The 17,255-nt window shown below is 57.1% G+C and carries 13 protein-coding genes and 4 pseudogenes; 10 read left to right on the plus strand and 7 right to left on the minus strand.

What is annotated here, in order from left to right:
- Positions 1 to 18 precede the first annotated feature (18 nt).
- Both PMI07_RS34935 and PMI07_RS15830 read right to left on the minus strand, forming a co-directional pair.
- A complete protein-coding gene (locus PMI07_RS34935) occupies positions 19 to 648 on the minus strand; it encodes a hypothetical protein (protein ID WP_155956531.1) in 630 nt (209 codons plus the stop codon).
- A 28-nt stretch (positions 649 to 676) separates the two neighbouring features.
- Positions 677 to 1,369 carry a hypothetical protein gene (locus tag PMI07_RS15830; RefSeq protein ID WP_007774509.1) on the minus strand — a complete coding sequence of 231 codons (693 nt, stop codon included), beginning with the start codon at positions 1,367 to 1,369 and terminating at the stop codon, positions 677 to 679.
- Positions 1,370 to 2,045: 676 nt separating this feature from the next.
- On the opposite strand from PMI07_RS15830, the pseudogene PMI07_RS34195 reads away from it, so the two are divergent.
- Positions 2,046 to 3,094: pseudogene (locus PMI07_RS34195) on the plus strand (IS630 family transposase).
- A gap of 1,409 nt (positions 3,095 to 4,503) precedes the next feature.
- On the opposite strand, the gene PMI07_RS34945 reads toward PMI07_RS34195, so the two are convergent.
- Positions 4,504 to 4,809 carry a DUF982 domain-containing protein gene (locus tag PMI07_RS34945; RefSeq protein ID WP_007761420.1) on the minus strand — a complete coding sequence of 102 codons (306 nt, stop codon included), beginning with the start codon at positions 4,807 to 4,809 and terminating at the stop codon, positions 4,504 to 4,506.
- Between the two features lie 1,615 nt (positions 4,810 to 6,424).
- Between PMI07_RS34945 and PMI07_RS15855 the strand changes: the two genes are divergently transcribed.
- The 3 genes from PMI07_RS15855 (at position 6,425) to PMI07_RS15865 (ending at position 10,104) form a co-directional block, all read left to right on the plus strand.
- On the plus strand, positions 6,425 to 8,398 hold the full coding sequence (locus tag PMI07_RS15855) for an AI-2E family transporter (RefSeq protein ID WP_007761417.1): 1,974 nt from the start codon (positions 6,425 to 6,427) through the stop codon (positions 8,396 to 8,398).
- A 177-nt stretch (positions 8,399 to 8,575) separates the two neighbouring features.
- The gene (locus PMI07_RS15860; protein ID WP_007761416.1) at positions 8,576 to 9,442 is read left to right on the plus strand and encodes a transglutaminase family protein; all 867 of its coding nucleotides are present in this window, start codon (positions 8,576 to 8,578) and stop codon (positions 9,440 to 9,442) included.
- Positions 9,443 to 9,825: 383 nt separating this feature from the next.
- Positions 9,826 to 10,104 carry an HU family DNA-binding protein gene (locus tag PMI07_RS15865; protein WP_007761414.1) on the plus strand — a complete coding sequence of 93 codons (279 nt, stop codon included), beginning with the start codon at positions 9,826 to 9,828 and terminating at the stop codon, positions 10,102 to 10,104.
- A 43-nt stretch (positions 10,105 to 10,147) separates the two neighbouring features.
- On the opposite strand, the pseudogene PMI07_RS35670 reads toward PMI07_RS15865, so the two are convergent.
- The 3 genes and pseudogenes from PMI07_RS35670 to PMI07_RS15880 form a co-directional block, all read right to left on the minus strand.
- Positions 10,148 to 10,341, minus strand: a pseudogene (locus tag PMI07_RS35670) (DUF736 family protein); the annotation flags it as partial.
- 789 nt (positions 10,342 to 11,130) lie between these two features.
- Positions 11,131 to 11,322: a hypothetical protein gene (locus PMI07_RS15870; RefSeq protein WP_007761412.1), complete on the minus strand. Its 192-nt coding sequence runs from the start codon at positions 11,320 to 11,322 to the stop codon at positions 11,131 to 11,133.
- 1,360 nt (positions 11,323 to 12,682) lie between these two features.
- Positions 12,683 to 13,169 (minus strand): annotated as a pseudogene (locus PMI07_RS15880) (CNNM domain-containing protein); the annotation flags it as partial.
- Between the two features lie 175 nt (positions 13,170 to 13,344).
- On the opposite strand from PMI07_RS15880, the gene PMI07_RS35675 reads away from it, so the two are divergent.
- From PMI07_RS35675 to PMI07_RS15895, 3 genes and pseudogenes are all read left to right on the plus strand, one after another.
- Positions 13,345 to 13,572 (plus strand): hypothetical protein, encoded by a 228-nt coding sequence (locus PMI07_RS35675; RefSeq protein WP_024163847.1) that lies wholly within the window; start codon positions 13,345 to 13,347, stop codon positions 13,570 to 13,572.
- An 899-nt stretch (positions 13,573 to 14,471) separates the two neighbouring features.
- On the plus strand, positions 14,472 to 14,822 hold the full coding sequence (locus PMI07_RS15890; protein ID WP_007761409.1) for a hypothetical protein: 351 nt from the start codon (positions 14,472 to 14,474) through the stop codon (positions 14,820 to 14,822).
- A 267-nt stretch (positions 14,823 to 15,089) separates the two neighbouring features.
- Positions 15,090 to 15,347, plus strand: a pseudogene (locus PMI07_RS15895) (ABC transporter ATP-binding protein); the annotation flags it as partial.
- Here PMI07_RS15895 and PMI07_RS15900 read toward each other — a convergent pair.
- Positions 15,339 to 15,560, minus strand: a complete 222-nt coding sequence (locus tag PMI07_RS15900) for a DUF982 domain-containing protein (RefSeq protein ID WP_007761406.1) — start codon at positions 15,558 to 15,560, stop codon at positions 15,339 to 15,341. The pseudogene PMI07_RS15895 and the gene PMI07_RS15900 overlap by 9 nt on opposite strands.
- A gap of 233 nt (positions 15,561 to 15,793) precedes the next feature.
- Here PMI07_RS15900 and PMI07_RS15905 point away from each other — a divergent pair, with 233 nt between their 5' ends.
- From PMI07_RS15905 to PMI07_RS15910, 3 genes are all read left to right on the plus strand, one after another.
- Positions 15,794 to 16,111, plus strand: a complete 318-nt coding sequence (locus tag PMI07_RS15905; RefSeq protein WP_007761403.1) for a hypothetical protein — start codon at positions 15,794 to 15,796, stop codon at positions 16,109 to 16,111.
- Entirely contained in the window at positions 16,108 to 16,479 is a 372-nt protein-coding gene (locus PMI07_RS34950; protein WP_007761400.1) for an exopolysaccharide biosynthesis protein, read from the plus strand. The genes PMI07_RS15905 and PMI07_RS34950 overlap by 4 nt, the downstream gene beginning before the upstream one ends.
- An 88-nt stretch (positions 16,480 to 16,567) precedes the next feature.
- Positions 16,568 to 17,197, plus strand: coding sequence for a hypothetical protein (locus PMI07_RS15910; RefSeq protein WP_007761396.1), 630 nt, complete (start codon positions 16,568 to 16,570; stop codon positions 17,195 to 17,197).
- Positions 17,198 to 17,255: the final 58 nt, after the last annotated feature.

Here is a 17,255-nt window from a genome sequence, read left to right on the forward strand (position 1 = left end):
GAGGAGGTAGCGCCTGTTTCAGCGAAGCGTACAATTCTTCGAATAGGAGGCCGTCTTGTAGCTTGTACTATCCTTGGAGGTGGATGCCTTATCAAGTGCGCTGAGATTGAGCTCAAGCACTGAGCATCTACTTCCTTCGATTTTTATTACGATATTGACGGATGCCGTCACATCATTTCCCCAATGGGACGCGCGTTGCTTGGTTTTCATCGTGCTTGAAAAGGAAATAGTGTCACCGTTGCGGACACTTGAGGATGTCATCGTAATCTCGGTTGTAGAGCCGGGTTCAATTGAATCTTTACAAACCAAACGATCCGATGTTTTCGAACCGATATCATATAGCGGAGTGGCGAACGAAAAACGTCCATTAATCTTACACCCAGCGCTCCACGGCGTGGAATAACCAAGTGTATAATAGGTTTTCCCATCTACCCGGGTAGCACTTATCATCGCGGAAGCAGATATTTTATCTCTCTGGACGAGTGGCTTGTTGGTCAGAACGGCTAGATAGTGCCGCTCTGTCTGGACAGTTACGTCTGGAATTTCGATTCCGTACTGTACAGGAAGAGCCGACTCAGCTTTGGCAGGCACACCTTGTATTGCCATCAGCAACGTTGCGAGGATAGCCAACGAGCTGATATTCGACATAGTGAGACACGCGCGTCGCATAGATTTGTCAGTAGCAGGCATATTTACCATTAAGGAGCATGCAGTTGTTCTTTTGGGAAGGGATCATACTGCTACCTGAGTTGTTCTTGATCAGTGCATCATTTGCCGTCCGTAGTTTCGAGACAAGGCTTTCATTTCCTGCACGCGTCGCTGCATCTATACCCATCCGATAAGCAATGTTCGCCCGCGTGGGTTTCCCTGCTTTTTCTGCGTCGTACCCGCTTCGCAGCCAATGCAAGGCGTCTGCGATCTCGGCGTTTTTCTGATTGATTTTTGCCTCTCGCTGGTTTCCCGCGATCACCGCCTCGTCCGCTGCCTTTAGAAAGGCGATGCGCGCGCTATCAAATTTTCCGGCCTGCTGAAGTGCAATTGCCTGTCGATTGAGCTGTCGGCTATTCGTGCCATGCCGCTGTTCGTCCAGGTCTGCCCTTCCGACATTATCGGTGGCTTGGGTTTGGCTGGCAAGGGATTGGACAATGGAGAGAATAGCTCCGCCGACTGCCAACCCCGCTGCAATCTGTCCGCCGGTGACTTGCCCGGAATTTCTGGTTATCGAACCGCCATTCCCTGATACGCAGGCCCAAGCATTCGTAGCGAGCTGTTTTCCAGGACCACAAACGGAATCCGCCAAGGCAGATTGAGATCCGGTGAAGGATGAAAAGGCAATAGCAACTGCAATAAGATAGGTTGAACGCTTCATTTCAATCCCCTTCGGAAGAAATCCAATGAATACATAAGTTATTACTACCGTCAATTCCCCGCGCCTAATGTGACCACGTTTATTCCTTCCGTTGCTTCCTTCCTGAAAATGCGACTGATCGCAATGCTAAAGGATCGAAGGCTGGCGCGAAAGCTTTACGATGAAGTGCATCCGACACGGCACTGGATTTACTCCGATTGATCCCGAGCCACATTTTCAATTAAGACCGAAATTAAGCTATTATTAGTGATCTTTATTCGAGCCCCCGGATGCGGAGTCTCGCTGGAGTACCGCCGAGATTTTAATACAAAAGAATATCAAAGCTTTTAAATTGACGCGAGCGAAGGAAGCTTAGTAGTTTGAGGACCAAGCGGTGGAGCACGGGGGGATCGACTGAGGCTCGGTGTAGCTGTGGCGCCGGCTATCCAGCGTGCCCGAATGCTCAGATGGATGGTTGATCGATCGAAACGGCCGATACGGCCCTTTCATCGGTTGCGTTCGACATCCCACCTGCGATGGTAAAACGCAGGCTCCCCGCGCTATTCGGCGCGAGCGGAAGGGCAGTCTAAACTTTAGTGTATTCTTCGACGTAATACCAACGAGCGTCATTTCTGACTCTTGCTGGATTCCCGAAGGACCCCGAATCTGAATCGATGTTGCAAACAGGAGGTTTGCGATGGGTTCAGCGCTTTCACTGCGACAGGATTTCGATGGTGTGGCCCTCCGGGGGCTCGCTCGTCAGGCAAAAGACGCCAATCAAGCCCGGCGCTTGTTGTCTCTGGCCTTGATTTATGATGGCGGATCACGTGCAGATGCGGCCCGGCTTGGCAGCGTCAGCGTGCAGATCGTGCGCGACTGGGTTGAGCGGTTCAATGCGCGCGGCGCCGATGGCTTGATCAACGGCAAGGCACCCGGCAGCCGATCGAAACTGAATGAGGCTCAGCGCCAGGCGCTGGCGAAGGTCGTAGAGCGCGGCCCCATTCCAGCAATCCATGGTGTCGTGCGCTGGCGCCGCAAGGACCTTGTGCAGTGGATATTCGAGGAGTTCCGCATCTCCATGGACGAGACGACGGTCCGGTCGTGAGTTGAAGGCGCTCGGCTTTGCCAAGCTCTCGGCCCGTCCACGCCATTATGCGCAGAACGAGTTGGAAAAGGATGCTTTTAAAAAGATTTCCCCGCCGCAGTGGCGGAAATCCAGAGCCGCCTCGCACCGGACACCCAAATCGAGCTTTGGTGGGCAGACGAAGCCAGAGTAGGGCAGAAGAACAAGATCACGCGACGGTGGGCTCGGCGCGGCACCAGACCAGTCGCCCCTTGTGATCAGCGCACGATGTGGGCCTATATCTTCGGTGCGATCTGCCCAAAGAAGGGCAAGGGTCCGGCCTTGTTCTGACCTATTGCGACACCGACGCCATGCAGCAGCATCTCGCCGAAATCAGCATTGCCGTTGACGACGGCTCGCACGCAATCCTCATCCTTGATCAGGCAGGATGGCACACGACGCCGAAATTGAAGGTCCCGAACAACGTGACCTTGTTGTTCCTGCCGCCGAGATCACCGGAGCTGAACCCGGTCGAAAACATCTGGCAGTTCGTGCGAGATAACTGGCTCTCCAACCGAATCTTCAAAGACTATGACGATATCGTCAACCACTGCGACGCCTGGAACAAGCCGGTCGAGCAGCCATGGAAAATCATGTCGATCGGACATCGCCAGTGGGCATAGCGGTCGCGATCAGCGCTCGTTGGTATCAATCGCCCTCTTTCCGTAACGCCTCCCTCCTACATCTTGGGCTCCAGCCCTCCGCACTCGCCGGAACAGTTCTGGGAGCTCGGAGGTTAGACCACCATACGGGCCGGGAAAGCTCACTCCGTCAAGGGCCATAGGGCGGCGGAGAACTTTTCCGGGGGAACGGACGCAGTGCGACCGCGCTCTACTCCCGACATGGAGCCCCGCCAGTTAGTCCTGCTGGCGGGGCTTTTCTCATGCGCAGCCACGCAATGGTGGCAAACACCCAGAACAACGGAACTACCGCAAGAGCAGATTGTTTACCGACTACGCACACACGAGGCACGCGACGATGATGAGTCCTACCCCCAATGAGCCATCCAGCAAACCCTTGGCTCCCGTCACAGAAACCGGAACTGAGGCGAGGCAGGGCCGAAGCGGACGGCCTGTCCTCATTGTGTTGATATGTGGCCTTGTGCTTGCCGCGGTCGCTTGGGGAGCAGCAGAGTGGTGGGGAGAGGCAACTGATGCGCCCGCTGAGAACACAGCAACCCCTCCGGCCGGCAGCAATGTTCCCTCCCAAACTCAGACCCCGTCAAATAGTGCCGCACCCGGTACCGGAGGCAATACGGCGCCGACAGACCGGACGACCCATCCGCAAAGCGGCACAGGCGGACCGTCTCCGACGAATGTTCCCTCAGGGAGCACGACCGATACTCCTCGGCCATAAGACACCATAACAGGAACCGCAGCCCAATGAGTTGGTAGGGCCGTCCGGGCGCCAGACACAAAACGGTCCCGAAACTGGTTGCGCGGGAATACCCCGGAGGAGTGTGAGCGTCGCTTTTATCAGTTTAGTGGTGAAGGTGGCCTGCGTTTTAGTGTACTGACGCCTTCTTCTCGATGAAGCTAGTAATTGTGTCTCGGAAGGTGTGGTGGGCCGACGGTTAAAGTGGGCAAGTTTGCCTCCATCTTCGTACAGCGCCCTCTTGGCCACGCCCGCATCGGTGTCCGACGACACTGTAGCAAACATTTCCGGCACTCCCGCCTCGGCTGCGGCGGACCTGAAGTCTTCCTCACTCATATCCTGATAGGCAATTGGCTGATGGAAAAGTTCACGTCGTCCTCTTCGACCCTGAACGTCAGTTCTTGATGGAGTCGCGGATACCCTGCCAGGCCAGCGCGAAAGACCAGCAGCCACTTTGGATCGTCCTGTGGCAGGTCATCTCGAAAACCGAGTCTGAAATAGCAACGAAGGTTGACCCCGTTCGAAAAGGCGGTAACGGCCTGACCTACTTGCAAACTCGCGATGGGGGAGGCGTCATCATCGGTGTCGATCGTGACTCCACCCGAAGCCTTTACGGAACAACATAGTGGGCATCCTTCGATGCTGCTTCACAACCTGATCAGGCGACATCCCTCTCCGAAAACTCGCCGTCGTTTAGCGCCGTCCGGGGTTCGACCAGCAGGCCCTTCTTTTTCAACATCCGGTAGAATGTTTCGCGCGCCGCGCTGACTGGCAGCTGGCCCTCTAGGCATTTGCTCAGCGCCTTGCAGGTTACGTTGGCGATCAAATCGTTCTCGTCGAAAGCCCTAGTCTCCATGTAGCCGAGCGCCTCGTCGACGGAACCAATTTCCTCCACCAGATAACGACCACTCCCAGCGTAAATCGGTTCATCAAAAAGTCCATTGATAATCAAGTTCACCGTCATTTTGTAACAGTCCCTAGAGCAGGCAAGATTTGTGACACTGAGAGTAGGGTTTCAAGATGTCAGCCGCATGTCAGGTGGGGTCCCGCGCTTCCATGAGCAGCGATCGCTCAGGTCAGAGGACCCCAGTAGAACACGGGGTAGAGGCACGCAGTGACAAAGACTGTCAACAAGCGCCAAACCCAATTTCGGAAAGCCAACTGCCGCAAATAACATCGCCAATGGCCAGAGGCAGGTCTCAAGCGCGCTCGGCCTGATAACGCGTCAACTGTTGTCTCCGATAGCGACCAACGAGATCGCAAACCACCGCGAAACATGCGCCCATTATTCGACCTCACAAGGTGGTGGCCACAACGACGAGGTTCGTGGACTCGTTGAGAAATAGCGGCCTCAAGGAGATGCGGGAAGATGGCTACTTCGCCCAGCCAACGATGACTTCGTAGGGGCTATGGTGATAGCTAAGCACACCTTTTCGGGGCCTACAATCTTGCGACGTACGCTCGGCCAGTGATTAAGCGGGCGTAACTTTACTCATCGCAGTCCAAAGAATCCGAGAATAAACAGGACAATGACGACTGCTCCTACGATCCAAATGATGCTGTTCATCATGTCACCTATTGGTGGGTGGTTGTCAGACCCGGTTGGATCGCCATTGGAATGCGGTGGTCCCCAACTAGGTTCCAAGAAACGTGGATCTAGCTCCAAATCATTAGCCAATGCTTGAATACGCCGAGCAACCACCCATATGGGTTTGTCCCCGAAACAACTTACGGACGCCCGGCGTGGTTGCGACCCGCGGCGGCGGCGGTCGATGTCAGAAGGTCCTCTGGGTCCCGTCGCCGCCAATCCTCATTGTGTCACCGATGGTGGCATCCCCATTGCCCTGTGCGCGTCTGTTCCACTGCTGTGGGCAATCCTGCGCCAGGTCCAGCTTCAGTGCTCCGTGGCGCGTTCGTTTTCTGGTGGCACATGGCTAAGTCGGATAACCGACCATTGGTGCATCTGTATCGCACAGCAAGGTGGGCGAGCCTCCGTGCCCATCAGTTCGCCACTCATCCATTTGCGAGTGATGCCTAACCGAGACGACGTGATTGCTGCGAATGAAGTGCATCGGCATAAGGGCGACCTTGATCTATTCTGGAATCGACCATTCGTCTCGAAATGTAAGCCGTGTCACTCTTGGTGGGGAAAGCTCATAGCAAGTCGGTCTCATCAACGGGTCCAGTTGGGTATTTCGGGTCAATGATGTCGCCGGACGGCCGGCTACCTGCCGCGGAAGTACTCTTCGGCTGGATCTTCTGTCCGCTGGTGGGTACTAGTCATTGGTGCCAAGCGAAAATGATCGGATGACCTGGCCAAGCTGGGTCGAAGGTCGCTCCGGCCGAGCAACCAGGACGTCCTGTTCGCTGACTTGGCATCTGATCTTCAACCATCGAGATCGTCTACGCTCTCATCGTATGATACACTGCCCTTGTCCCCGACTTCCCCTCGCTACCGCGGTGACGGGCCCCACCCGCCACGCCGTTACGCCCGTCCGGTGGCAGCACGACCATTGCCGCGGCCAATCTGCGCCCTATTTGCAAAAGAAAGAACGCCGGAACGTCGACGCCTTCAAGAGATGCCAATTACGGAGGCGAAACTGAAAAATGATCTCGGCGGCCCCCGCCGCGTCTATTCGATATCGCCGTCCTCTCCGTCACGCATGCCTGCGTTTGCGAGTGTACTCGCAGTCATTGCCATTCTCTACTTTGCAAAGGAAGTGCTTCTTCCTCTAGCAATCGCGGTCCTGTTGACGTTCGCATTGGCTCCGATATCCTCTCGTCTGCGAAAGCTTGGTCTGCCCCGGATCCTGGCGGTAATAATCACTGTCGTGCTCGCTTTCCTCGTCCTCATCCTGTTCGGGCTAATCGTGGCTGGGCACGTTGCCGAGGTCGCCCAAAACCTCCCGGCCTACCAGGACAACATTATAGCAAAGATCCGGGCCCTCCAGGAAACAGGAACTGATAGTGGTATTGTTCGACGGCTGACCTCAGTTGTTGAGAGCGTCGGCCGTGAACTCAACCGCGCCGAGCAGCGGTCGTCAGGTGGCGGATTTGCGCCGCGTGAACCTCTGCTCGTCGAGATATTCGCGCCTAGCCGTCCGATCGAAACGCTTACGAGCCTGATAGGTCCCTTGCTCGGTCCGATCGCCTCATTGGGCTTGATCGTCGTGGTCGTCATATTCATGCTTTTAGAGCGAGAGGAACTTCGCGACCGCTTTATCAGGCTCGTTGGCTATGGAGATCTGCATCGCACAACAGAAGCCCTCCAGGAAGCGGGCAGCCGCGTCGCGCGGTATCTTCTGATGCAGCTGGTTGTGAACTGCGCCTACGGCGTTCCCTTGGCGCTCGGTCTGTGGGCGGTGGGCATTCCCAATGCAGCGCTCTGGGGGATGCTCGCCATCGTCCTTCGATTCGTCCCCTATATCGGGCCTGTAATAGCCACGGTCCTGCCGCTGTTCCTGGCATTCGCAGTCGACCCGGGTTGGAGCCTCGTTCTCTGGGTTGGGGCCATCTTTCTCGTGCTGGAACTGACAAGCAACAACATCGTGGAACCGTGGCTCTATGGTTCTCGTACAGGGCTGTCTCCGCTGGCGATCATTGTTGCGGCTATTTTTTGGGCATGGCTCTGGGGACCGGTCGGTCTGATTTTGTCGACGCCGCTAACCGTCTGTCTTGCAGTTTTGGGCCGGTATGTCCCGCAGTTCGAGTTCCTGGAGGTCCTTTTTGGCAGCGACCCGGTGCTCGATCCCAAGGAGCGGCTCTACCAAAGGCTTCTTGCTGGGGATCCTGATGAGGCGACCGATTCCGCTGAGGAAATCCTTGAAGAGGATTATTTGGCGGACTACTACGGCAAGGTTGCCATTCCGGCCCTTCTGCTCGCTGAAAAGGACCGGCGTCGGGGTGTCTTGACGGCAGAGCAGATGGAACGCGTGTTCGAAACAGCCATCGTTCTGGTCTCAAACCTGGCGGAAATTGCGCAGGAGGAAGAGCTGGAAGAAGAAGGGCAGGAAGATAAAGACGCGGCCATCGGACGGCCCATCACGCCATCCAACAAAGGCAATGAGGACGAAGAGGAACTTCCGGACGGAAGTGACAAGACCGTCTTCTGCGTCGGAGGCAGAGGGCCGCTCGACGACGCGTCAGCTGCGATGCTTGCCCAGGTCCTCCAGGTGCAAGGAGCCGAGGTGGTGGCAGCAAGGCACTCCGATATCGCCAGTCGCCGCACCATGAATCTCGTTCCGAAACAAACAAACTCCATCGTCGTGTGCTTCCTCAACGGAGAGTCGACCAGGCATGCGAGCATTCTCGTGCGCCGGTTCAAGCGTCTGTATCCCGCCATGCGCGTCGGCGCGGTCCTGTGGGCCACAAGCGAGGAGGACAGGCAATTGTCCGCGCTCGAGGAGGTCGACTTCATTGCCTCGACGTTGACCTTGGCCGCGCGCGAAGCGCTCTCCGATGCACTGCCGTCGTTGGTGGCGCCCCCGCGCAAGATCCGCGTCAGGCGCCCTCTGAACAAAACAGGCGCTGCCGCGGCGCAACCTGGAAAATAAGGTCGCCCAGGAATTCTGGCCTCACGATCCTTACGATACGAGGCACGCCACGCGCTGTCAGTTCTGGACGCGCTGCCTATAACAGAGGCAAAGCTGGAATGCGGAGGCTTCCCAACGGGTGGGAACTTGTCCGTGCCTTGGGAGTTTCGCACGAACCTCTCACGCGATAGGCTTTCAATGACCGTCCGCTATACCCTAGGCTGCGACTTGTCGTACGACGTAAAGTCGCTTACGGTCTTCATCTTCAACCTAGAGATCGCAAAGCTAATGCGCCACCACGATCTGGTCGAACGGCTGACTATCACGCCTGGCCACGAACGGCGCACCCATGTCGTTCCCGACATCCACAACCGGTATTTCAGCATCGACGCGCAGCCCGGTCCGTTGAACGTCCGATATGAGGCCGACGTCACGCTCGACGTCTTCCGTGCCGATCCGAACACGATCGACGAGGTTCCGTTGAACGCCATCCCGCTCGACATCATGCCGTTCCTGCTGCCATCGCGCTTCGTGCCGTCTGACCGCCTCTCTGCGTTCGCGGAAAAGGAGTTCGGCGCCTTGCCGAAAGGTCATCGCAGGGTCACGGCGATCTGTGACTGGATCTACGATAACATCGACTACCAGCGAGGCTCTTCGAACGAGCAAACGACTGCCACTGAAAGCCTCATCAAACGTGCGGGCGTTTGCCGCGACTTCTCGCATATCGGCATCGCCTTCTGCCGTGCGCTCAACATTCCCGCGCGCTTTGTCTCTTGTTACGCCTACGGCCTCGAGCCACGGGATTTCCACGCGGTCTTCGAGGCATATCTCGAAGGACGATGGTGGCTGTTCGATGCCACACGGCAGGCCAATCTCGACGGCCTCGTACGCATCGGCGTAGGACGTGATGCAGCGGAGATCGCTTTTGCATCTCCGTTCGGCGAGATGGAGGCCGGTCCGGTACTCATCACCATCGAACATGCTGACGGATCTCCGGAACTTCCAGGACGGACGACGGACGCCATATCGACCGAGGAACCGGCTCCGAACGCGGGAGCGAACTGATGCAAACCCCGACTTCTTAATTTGAAGACCTTGTCAGGCTCGCCCGGTTATTGTCACCGAGAACGGCGTGGTTGATGAGAAGGCCTTCCATCTACAAGAGCACGCCGAGGCTTGGGCAAGCGGTCAGGGCATAAGGCTTGGTTTACCGCCGACCAGCCGAGAGCGGGCCCCAACTGATCATGCCGCTCAAAGGAGCTTGTACCGGATTGGTCATCAGTCCGAGTGTTGGCGCGGTATACCCGTGCTATTTGAGCGAAGGGGTATCGATCGGTTGGAAACTGTGGAAATCCCGGCAGTTCAGCACAATTCATCCCAGTGCCTCAATGACAACAGCGCAATCGGCTGTCACGGATTTCAGCATCAATAATGATGCGGAGAATGACATGACGACCACAAATGAAATCGCCGACAAGATCGCAACCGATCATAACCTGACCAAGGCGCAGGGCAAGGCAATCGTCGAAGCAGTGATCGCCTCCATCACCGAGGCGGCGATTGCCGGCAACGAAACGTCCCTGCCCGGCTTTGGAAAATTTAAAGTCAAGGACACTCCTGAGCGGGAAGCGCGCAACCCCTCAACCGGCGCAACCATCAAGGTCGCCGCCGCCAAGAAGCTGGCGTTCGCGCCGGCCAAGGCGCTGAAGGATGCGCTGAACAAGTGACGTGGTACGAGCTCCACCGGATCGGGGGGCTCGTGTCTGGCCTTTAGCGGCGGGGATTGCCCGACCAGATGAGTTGCAAGCCTTCCTGGCCCTGGACTTCGCTCAGCGTGGCGTAGATCGGGGCCGGGAAGCTCCGATCGTTGAGCTTGACCGAGATGTAGTCGCGCTCGGTTTCGCCGGCCTGTTTCTGCCACCCGCCCCGAACTCGACATTGCCGGCCAGAATCCGGAAGTCGGGAGCCGCACCCGCAGGGCCGCAACGAAGTGGAGGACGGCCAAGCGCCGAGGTTTCTTGGTTCCGCGAGGAATGACTGCGATCCGGGGTCCCCGCGTGACCTGTCATGGGTGGGTGGTCGCCGATAGGGGAAGAAAACGAGCCGGCCGCTACGGGAGGACGAATGAGCCGAGCAACGTGAGGCGTTCTCCGGTCAGACATGCCCTATCGAGACCGCGGTCGGCGTACCTTGCGCAGATTGAAGGATGGAGAATTCGGGCCCAGAAGCGCCAGCATTGAAGCTGCAAGTCTCGCGCCATCTCCCCATCCCATGAGACAGGCGTCTCGGCGATCGTGCAACACTGGGGCCTACTGCACTTTGAGTCGGTTCGCGCCAGATCGTGATCCTACGTTCGACCATCGTTCGCAGTTAAATCAGGGATTGCGCCAGCGCGACAACCGCGGCCAGGCTGGCAGTTTCAGTCCGTTAAGGGGAGAGGCCGCTAGCCCAAGGCAACCTCTTTTGGTCGCTCAACTGGAGGGAGTGGCGTCGTTGGTGACGGGGTCGCTGGCGGCGGTGTACCCGTTGCAGCGGGCGGTGCGGCCGTGTTGGCGGGACCGCAGGGTTGATCAGGACCCGACCGGAACATCATCACGGCAATGATGACCACGATGACGGCGACGGATGGCGATTATCATGTTTCGGTTCGTGAATATTCCTCCGTGAGCCCTGCGTTGGCGCCCGGCGAGGTAGGCCGGACGATCCGTTTGTCCACCCCAGTGGCAATGCCTAGGCTTCCCTGAGACCTGGCCTTATTCACGCCAAGACAGGCGCCGCGCCCGAAAGACAGCCTTGAGTTGCTCTTCTATGTCTTCGACTCGTCTGTGCCGAAACCTCTGGCCCAGAGCCGCTGCCAATGCGTGAATGTCCATCTCTCTGGTATTCGCTACTGCTTTATCGGCCTGCCCCGTGATCTCTGCGAACAGCTCATCGTCGTCCTTCATCTTTCCATAGCCTCCCAAACTGACCGCAGGCTGTGACGTTTCCGGTTGTAAATCAAGGGGCAAAAAAGAAGTGACCTCAGCAAATTAGGTGACCCTCGTCACCTTCTTCGGCGACGCTTCATCCATAGTAAAACCACGGATGGCATGCGGTGCCGTCTGACCTTGGCTGCGTTACGCGTTCCTGTTCCTCCCTATTGGTATTGCCTTCGGCTCCGTTGTGGTGACGTCGGTCCGCAGCGAGGCGCTTCTCGCGACATGCCTAACCGCGCGCTCGAAGGCTGGCTTTCAACAGAGCGGGCTACCCCTCGGTAGGGCCTCGCGAGCTGTCTCTTGAAACCTAGGGAATGAGTCTTTTTGGGTAGTTTGCCATCCACCCATTACTTCAGCGAATGGTTGAATATAGTCAGAGCTTCGTAAGGCTGATGCGGAAGGGTGGATCGGTATAACACCCTCCTTGTAGAATGGCGTGCGCTATCACGATCTTAGGACGTTTCGCACTGTAGCAGCCCGAGATAGCGGTCACCAGATCGGATTCGTTGATTCGGATTCTGTCCAGCACCTTCTGGCCTGCGACCTCGATATACGCCTTGTATTCTTGGTTCTCTTTCAATGCTTAGTGAGCCCGTTTGGAGAATTGCGAGGGTTGTTTTCATATCTTCCTTCTCCATAACCAAGTGAGCGATGGACGGTTCCCGAAGGGTTCCGCAGCTTCAGCCTTGGGCCACCCAGAGGGTGCTGTGCTACGAGGTCCAGGAAGTGGGGTAAAGACACCTACCTTGCCTCCCCGCGCCAATCTGCGGCGTCTGGTTTGCGGCAATCGGGACGGCAACAAATGGAGGGTTGATCAGTTGCCTCCATCAGGAGTGGGAAAGAAAAAGGCCCAGTCGCGAGCACGACTGGGCCAAGGGCATGTCTAAACGACAGCAGCATACGAGGGGAGGAGATTGCTGCTAGGCGGCATATTAGCGACTCATAGTTAACTGAATGCTAATGGATTGACAGAAGAGGTATCGCTGGACGCAACATGCCCCGACGACGCCGATCACAGCGGCAACGTGCCCGAGGTCGGTTTGAGGTAGTTGTTACCGAGGACGGCTCGGTAAATCGGAACGACTTTGATTTAAATGAGCATGCTGGGTCATATGCGAGTGGACAGCGCGTAAAGCTCGGCTGCCAGCGGTAGCCAGGTCCAAAAAATCGCCCGAGCTGCAAGTCTAGCCACCGTGTTTTTGACAAGCGCCAAACGTATCTGACAGATGTCTTAGGCAGGGCTAATGCAGATCAATTAAGGGGTTGATCGCCAACGTTGTTACTGGCCCGATGCGCTTAAGGGCATAAGGGCACCCTGCAGGCTAAAGAAGCGCAGAACAAGGTTGCCCATCCCATTCAACACCAAGATCGCAGGCTTGAAAACGAACAGAAAGAAACCGCGAGGGACGTCCCCTCGCTCCGCTGAAGGGCCAACGATTTCGGGGCAAGCTATCCGAGAACGATGTGGAGCGCGGTGATGATGATGAAAGCAAATACGACTGCGATGGCATGCGAGCCGCCTGAAGCCCAATTGCCCGGAAGCCGTCCAACCACGGCTCGATCAGGTGAGAGAGCGCGGGTTCCCCGACCCAGCCCAAGGCCAGGGACGAGATGGTAATTCCAAGCTGCGTCGCAGCCAGGTTGGAGTCCAGATGCTCGACCGCACGCTGGAGAACCTTCGCATTGGCGCGACCTTCGGCGACCAGCTCCGCGACCCTGCTGCGTAGCACCGACACAAGAGCAAATTCTGCCGCGACGAAAAAACCGTTCGCCCCGACCCGCAAGATAACAGCTAAAATTCCGATATAGTCCGCCATGCGGCTGTACCCTCGCGGACGTTTGCTATCGATAGAGCGTCGTTTACCATGCTCACCAGGGAGCGATAGCGACGGCGGTCTTGGCAAACTTCCATCAGAAGTTCTGATGCAGGGGCGGAACGATGAAGTCCGGATTTGGTTTAATCCACATTCTTGACGCTAACGGGAGGCCACTATGTGGGCAATCCTGATCGGTGCCGCTCTCATAATCGGCGGACTTCTTATTCTATTTTCGTCGGCACTTGGTCGAAGAGCGAGTGATCCGCATCAAATGCCGCAAGGCGGCAACACGCTAGAGCCACGGCGCCAGGGCCTCAGGTACCTCGGAATATCCAAAACCTGGCCAGGCCTAGCCATTATCGCGGTCGGCGCATTTTTATTGGTGGTCGGTGGGTATTCATGACGTCCGACAGCGATCGGCCGTTCCAAAACGTTCAAATAGCTTCAGCCAACGCCTCATCATCTCTTGCAGGAGATGCGTCAAGCTTTCGACATTCGTGCCGGCGGCAACTGTGTTCCTCGAATTGGGTGGAGTCCGGATGGCTCTTCCCGAACTGGCGTGACGATTTCAGATAAAGCGCAAGCGGACCATTTGGCGCAGCAGCCGGACATGTGCCAGTCATGGCAGCCGCGGGAAATGATGCGGACCCGGTTGGATTTGATATGCACAGCAACCGGTACCTCCCATTTGGTCTCATAGGATCAGTCGCCCCCTGAGCAGGCTTGTTCTTCAATAACCCTAGGCACGGCTCGATGCGATCAAGCATGGGATCGAGCGAAAGCTGCGCTGCTCTGGATCTCTCCTTCGAACGGGCCGGCTCTACAGCGGAGCAGTCTCCAAATGAGCAACGGTCTCGAGGGCCTACGCGGGCGTTTGGTCATGCTGGACGTACATCAGCAGATCCTTAAAACGATTCCCTGTTGACTCATCCCCGAACGAGAACATAATTAGAACATCGGAGCCGCCATGACGGGCGGCTATCCACATATTATCCACGGCTTATGAACACGCCTCGGCGTAAAGGAGAAGTCATGTTCAACGATCATGGGGCCAATTTATGATCCGGTTCTCATCCGCTGAGACCAAAGCTTCAGAGCGTGCTAAGCTGCCGGCTTTGCCAATTCAGCCCGCTGACGGCATCGCACCAGCGGCCCCCGCAGAGGTGGCCCCCCCGCTGGAGTTGATATCTACGGCCGAGCCGGTCGTGAAGGCAAAATCCGCAAAACCCCGTGCGGCCAAACGTAAAGCACCGCCGGCCGAGGGTGCACCTCAGCTCGAACTGGACGCTTAAGGAGCAAGCAATGCCCCACGAGATTGACGACGGCATCCGCCAGCTGGCCGAACCGATATGCGCGAAGTGCGGCGGTGGCCTGGAATACGACGGGGGCAACCCTCGGCCCGAAGACATCGTTTCATGCGACAATCCGAAATGCGGGGCAGCCGCGACCTGGGCAGAAGTCGCAGCAGACTGCCAGGCTTGGTACGCCGAGTTTGAAGATTTCTCGATGCAGCAGATGGCCTTGGGTGAGCCGGTTGCTGGGGCGTTGGCCAGCTGGAAGCCGCGCGGCAAGTACCGCTTCACCATGAAAGTCGTCGGAGTCGGCAAGGAGGAAGATTTCGCGTCATGTGATCCAGTCCGGCTGAACTTCTGAGCGACTACGGTTATTGTCACCGAGAATGGCTTGGTTGATCGGGCTACGTCTGTCAGTTCAGGTTAGGACACTTTGTGTGAATGTTGAGCGCCGCGTGATAGCCCAACACAGAGAAGGATCGTACGACAAAATGGCAGCTTATCCAAAAGGTCTAGCGCCATCGTCAGCGTCGAACCCGCCCGCTTCCTTGGATGAGATGGCGTCTATTCACTTTGGAGCGCTGAGTGCTTAAGCCCATGCGCACAAAGTCCCTTGTCGAAAGAATAAATTGATGTCTCTATCCAGGCGCAGGTTCTACAGCTCCTGGGGAAGACCCAGAAAGAGTTGAACGTCGCCATCGTCTTTATCACCCACGACCTGCGGATTGCCAGCCAGATCTGCGACGATGTTGTGGTGATGCACCGTGGGAGGGTGGTGGAATACGGCCCGCCCTCTCAGATATTTCGCGCTCCGACCCATGATTACACGCGCCAGCTGATATCGGCCATTCCCGGCAGGGAATGGCCGATGATTCCCTCAACTTAACCGCGCGCTCTTCAGTGCCGACTCGAACTTCACTCGTGCTTCGTCCGGGCTAACCCGGCCGTCGAGTGCGGCAAGGATCGCGTCGTAGGCGCCCGCGAACTCGGCATCTTTCGTATGCGGCCATTTCGAACGGGCAAACTGGTGCGCCTGGAATGGGCTGAAGATCAATTCGTCGCCAACCCGTACAGGCCGATCCCACATTCTGTTCTGCATGTCTCTTTCTCCTCATTGATCTTCAAGGTAGAGCGGAACGCGATCCCGACCAGAGGAGACATATGTTCGAACTGTCCGAACATGCCGCGTGTGCGGTCACCGGTCTTGAAACTATGAACGGCGTCACCAGATCTGTTCGACCCGCTGGTCCGGGGCACTCTGGCGATAGCTTCGGCACTATCGCGATGTCGGACCGTTCTCGACATCACTGCCAATCCCAAGGAGGGGCCTGAATGCTATCCGATATTGCTGCCTGGTTGTTTGCGATCTTCGTAATCAATCCGCTACACGCCGAATTACGCGAACGGGTCGACCTGGCGAACCTTCCTGTTCAGGCTCTGCAACAATCACGGCAATGCGTCGCGGCACATGGCCCGCAGCTGCTTGAGCAGGCCGGCAATAACCCTGGTTGGGCGACTGGCACCGCCATCGGCATCGCGGTAGGTTGGAGTTCGCCAGTGCATTTGTTCGATGCCCGGGATCCGAATTGCTCGGTGCTCATCCAACTGTTCAATGCAGAAAACAGACGCGAGGCCGAAGGGCGTTCATGACCGGCTCCTTCACATCCGACGGTTATCCGGGCGGCGTGGCCTCCACTGTGCTTGCCGATCTTACTCGACGGGGGGAAGATCGTAATAGGATGACGATCACAGAGGCGCTGCACGAGATTGGCCGCTCAGGGTTTGGCTTCGTCATGCTGGTTCTCGCGCTGCCTGCCCTTACCCCTATCCCGGGGCCTCGGCCTTGTGTTCGCTTTGGCACTGGCGATCGTCGCCTTGTAGTTCTCCTTCGGGGCAAGAAACCTTTGGCTTCCATCTGTCATCCAAAACCGCAGGATTCCAAACAGGCGTTCGCCGGCAAGCGCTATGCCGATCCGATCGTCGGGCGATTGAACGGCTGGTTCGGCCGGGTCGTATGAAAGCCCTTGCCGGGGATCGGCTGGCCTATCAACGTGGACCTATATCTTGCTCGTTGACGCGGAACTCTGCTGATCCCATCTAGGCGTCATGCCGAAACACCAAAAGAACCATGTCGAACTGGTCAAGACCTGGGTGCTACCGCCAGCAGCCACTCTAGGATCTTCGATCCGCGCGAAGGGAATTCTCCTTGAACTACGTGCGCGACTCCCGGTCGCTGCGAAGAAGTCGCTCGATATCGAGCAAGGAGAACTCACGCTGTCGATGCCTGCAAGTGCCAAGGCAGAATTCCATGCTGCGGCATCCGTTGTCGCTAGTGCGCTGGAAGACATCGAAAGCCTGCCTGTAATCCCGCGCGAGATACAGGATATCCTCACGATCAAGGCGAGCGAACGGCACCGTTGGCTTGCAGACGGTCGTTTGCCAAGTGCGGGGACGCGTACCGTGAGGCTGAACGGGCGCGCCAGGAGGATCACTTTCCATGTCTTCGATCCCAGGTTCGTCGAGGACCTTCTTGACCGGGGGGTCGTCGACGAATGGCGAGAAGCGGACGCGCTTGCTGCTGCCGAAAATCGTCGGAGGGCAGCATACAAGGCGAAGCTGACGCGATCCCTGAAAAAGGCTGGCAAGGCATCGAAGACAACCCAACAGCGTCCGGACGACCCCGCCACGAAGCTGCGCGGCTGGGAGGAATTCGACGTCGACGGCCTTCTTCGGTGAACCGTTCATATTTCGCTTTTCTGAGCCGATGGAGCATAAGCCTGTTTGGTATTCTGGC

The organism is Rhizobium sp. CF080 (assembly GCF_000282095.2).
Classification (GTDB): Bacteria; Pseudomonadota; Alphaproteobacteria; order Rhizobiales; family Rhizobiaceae; genus Neorhizobium.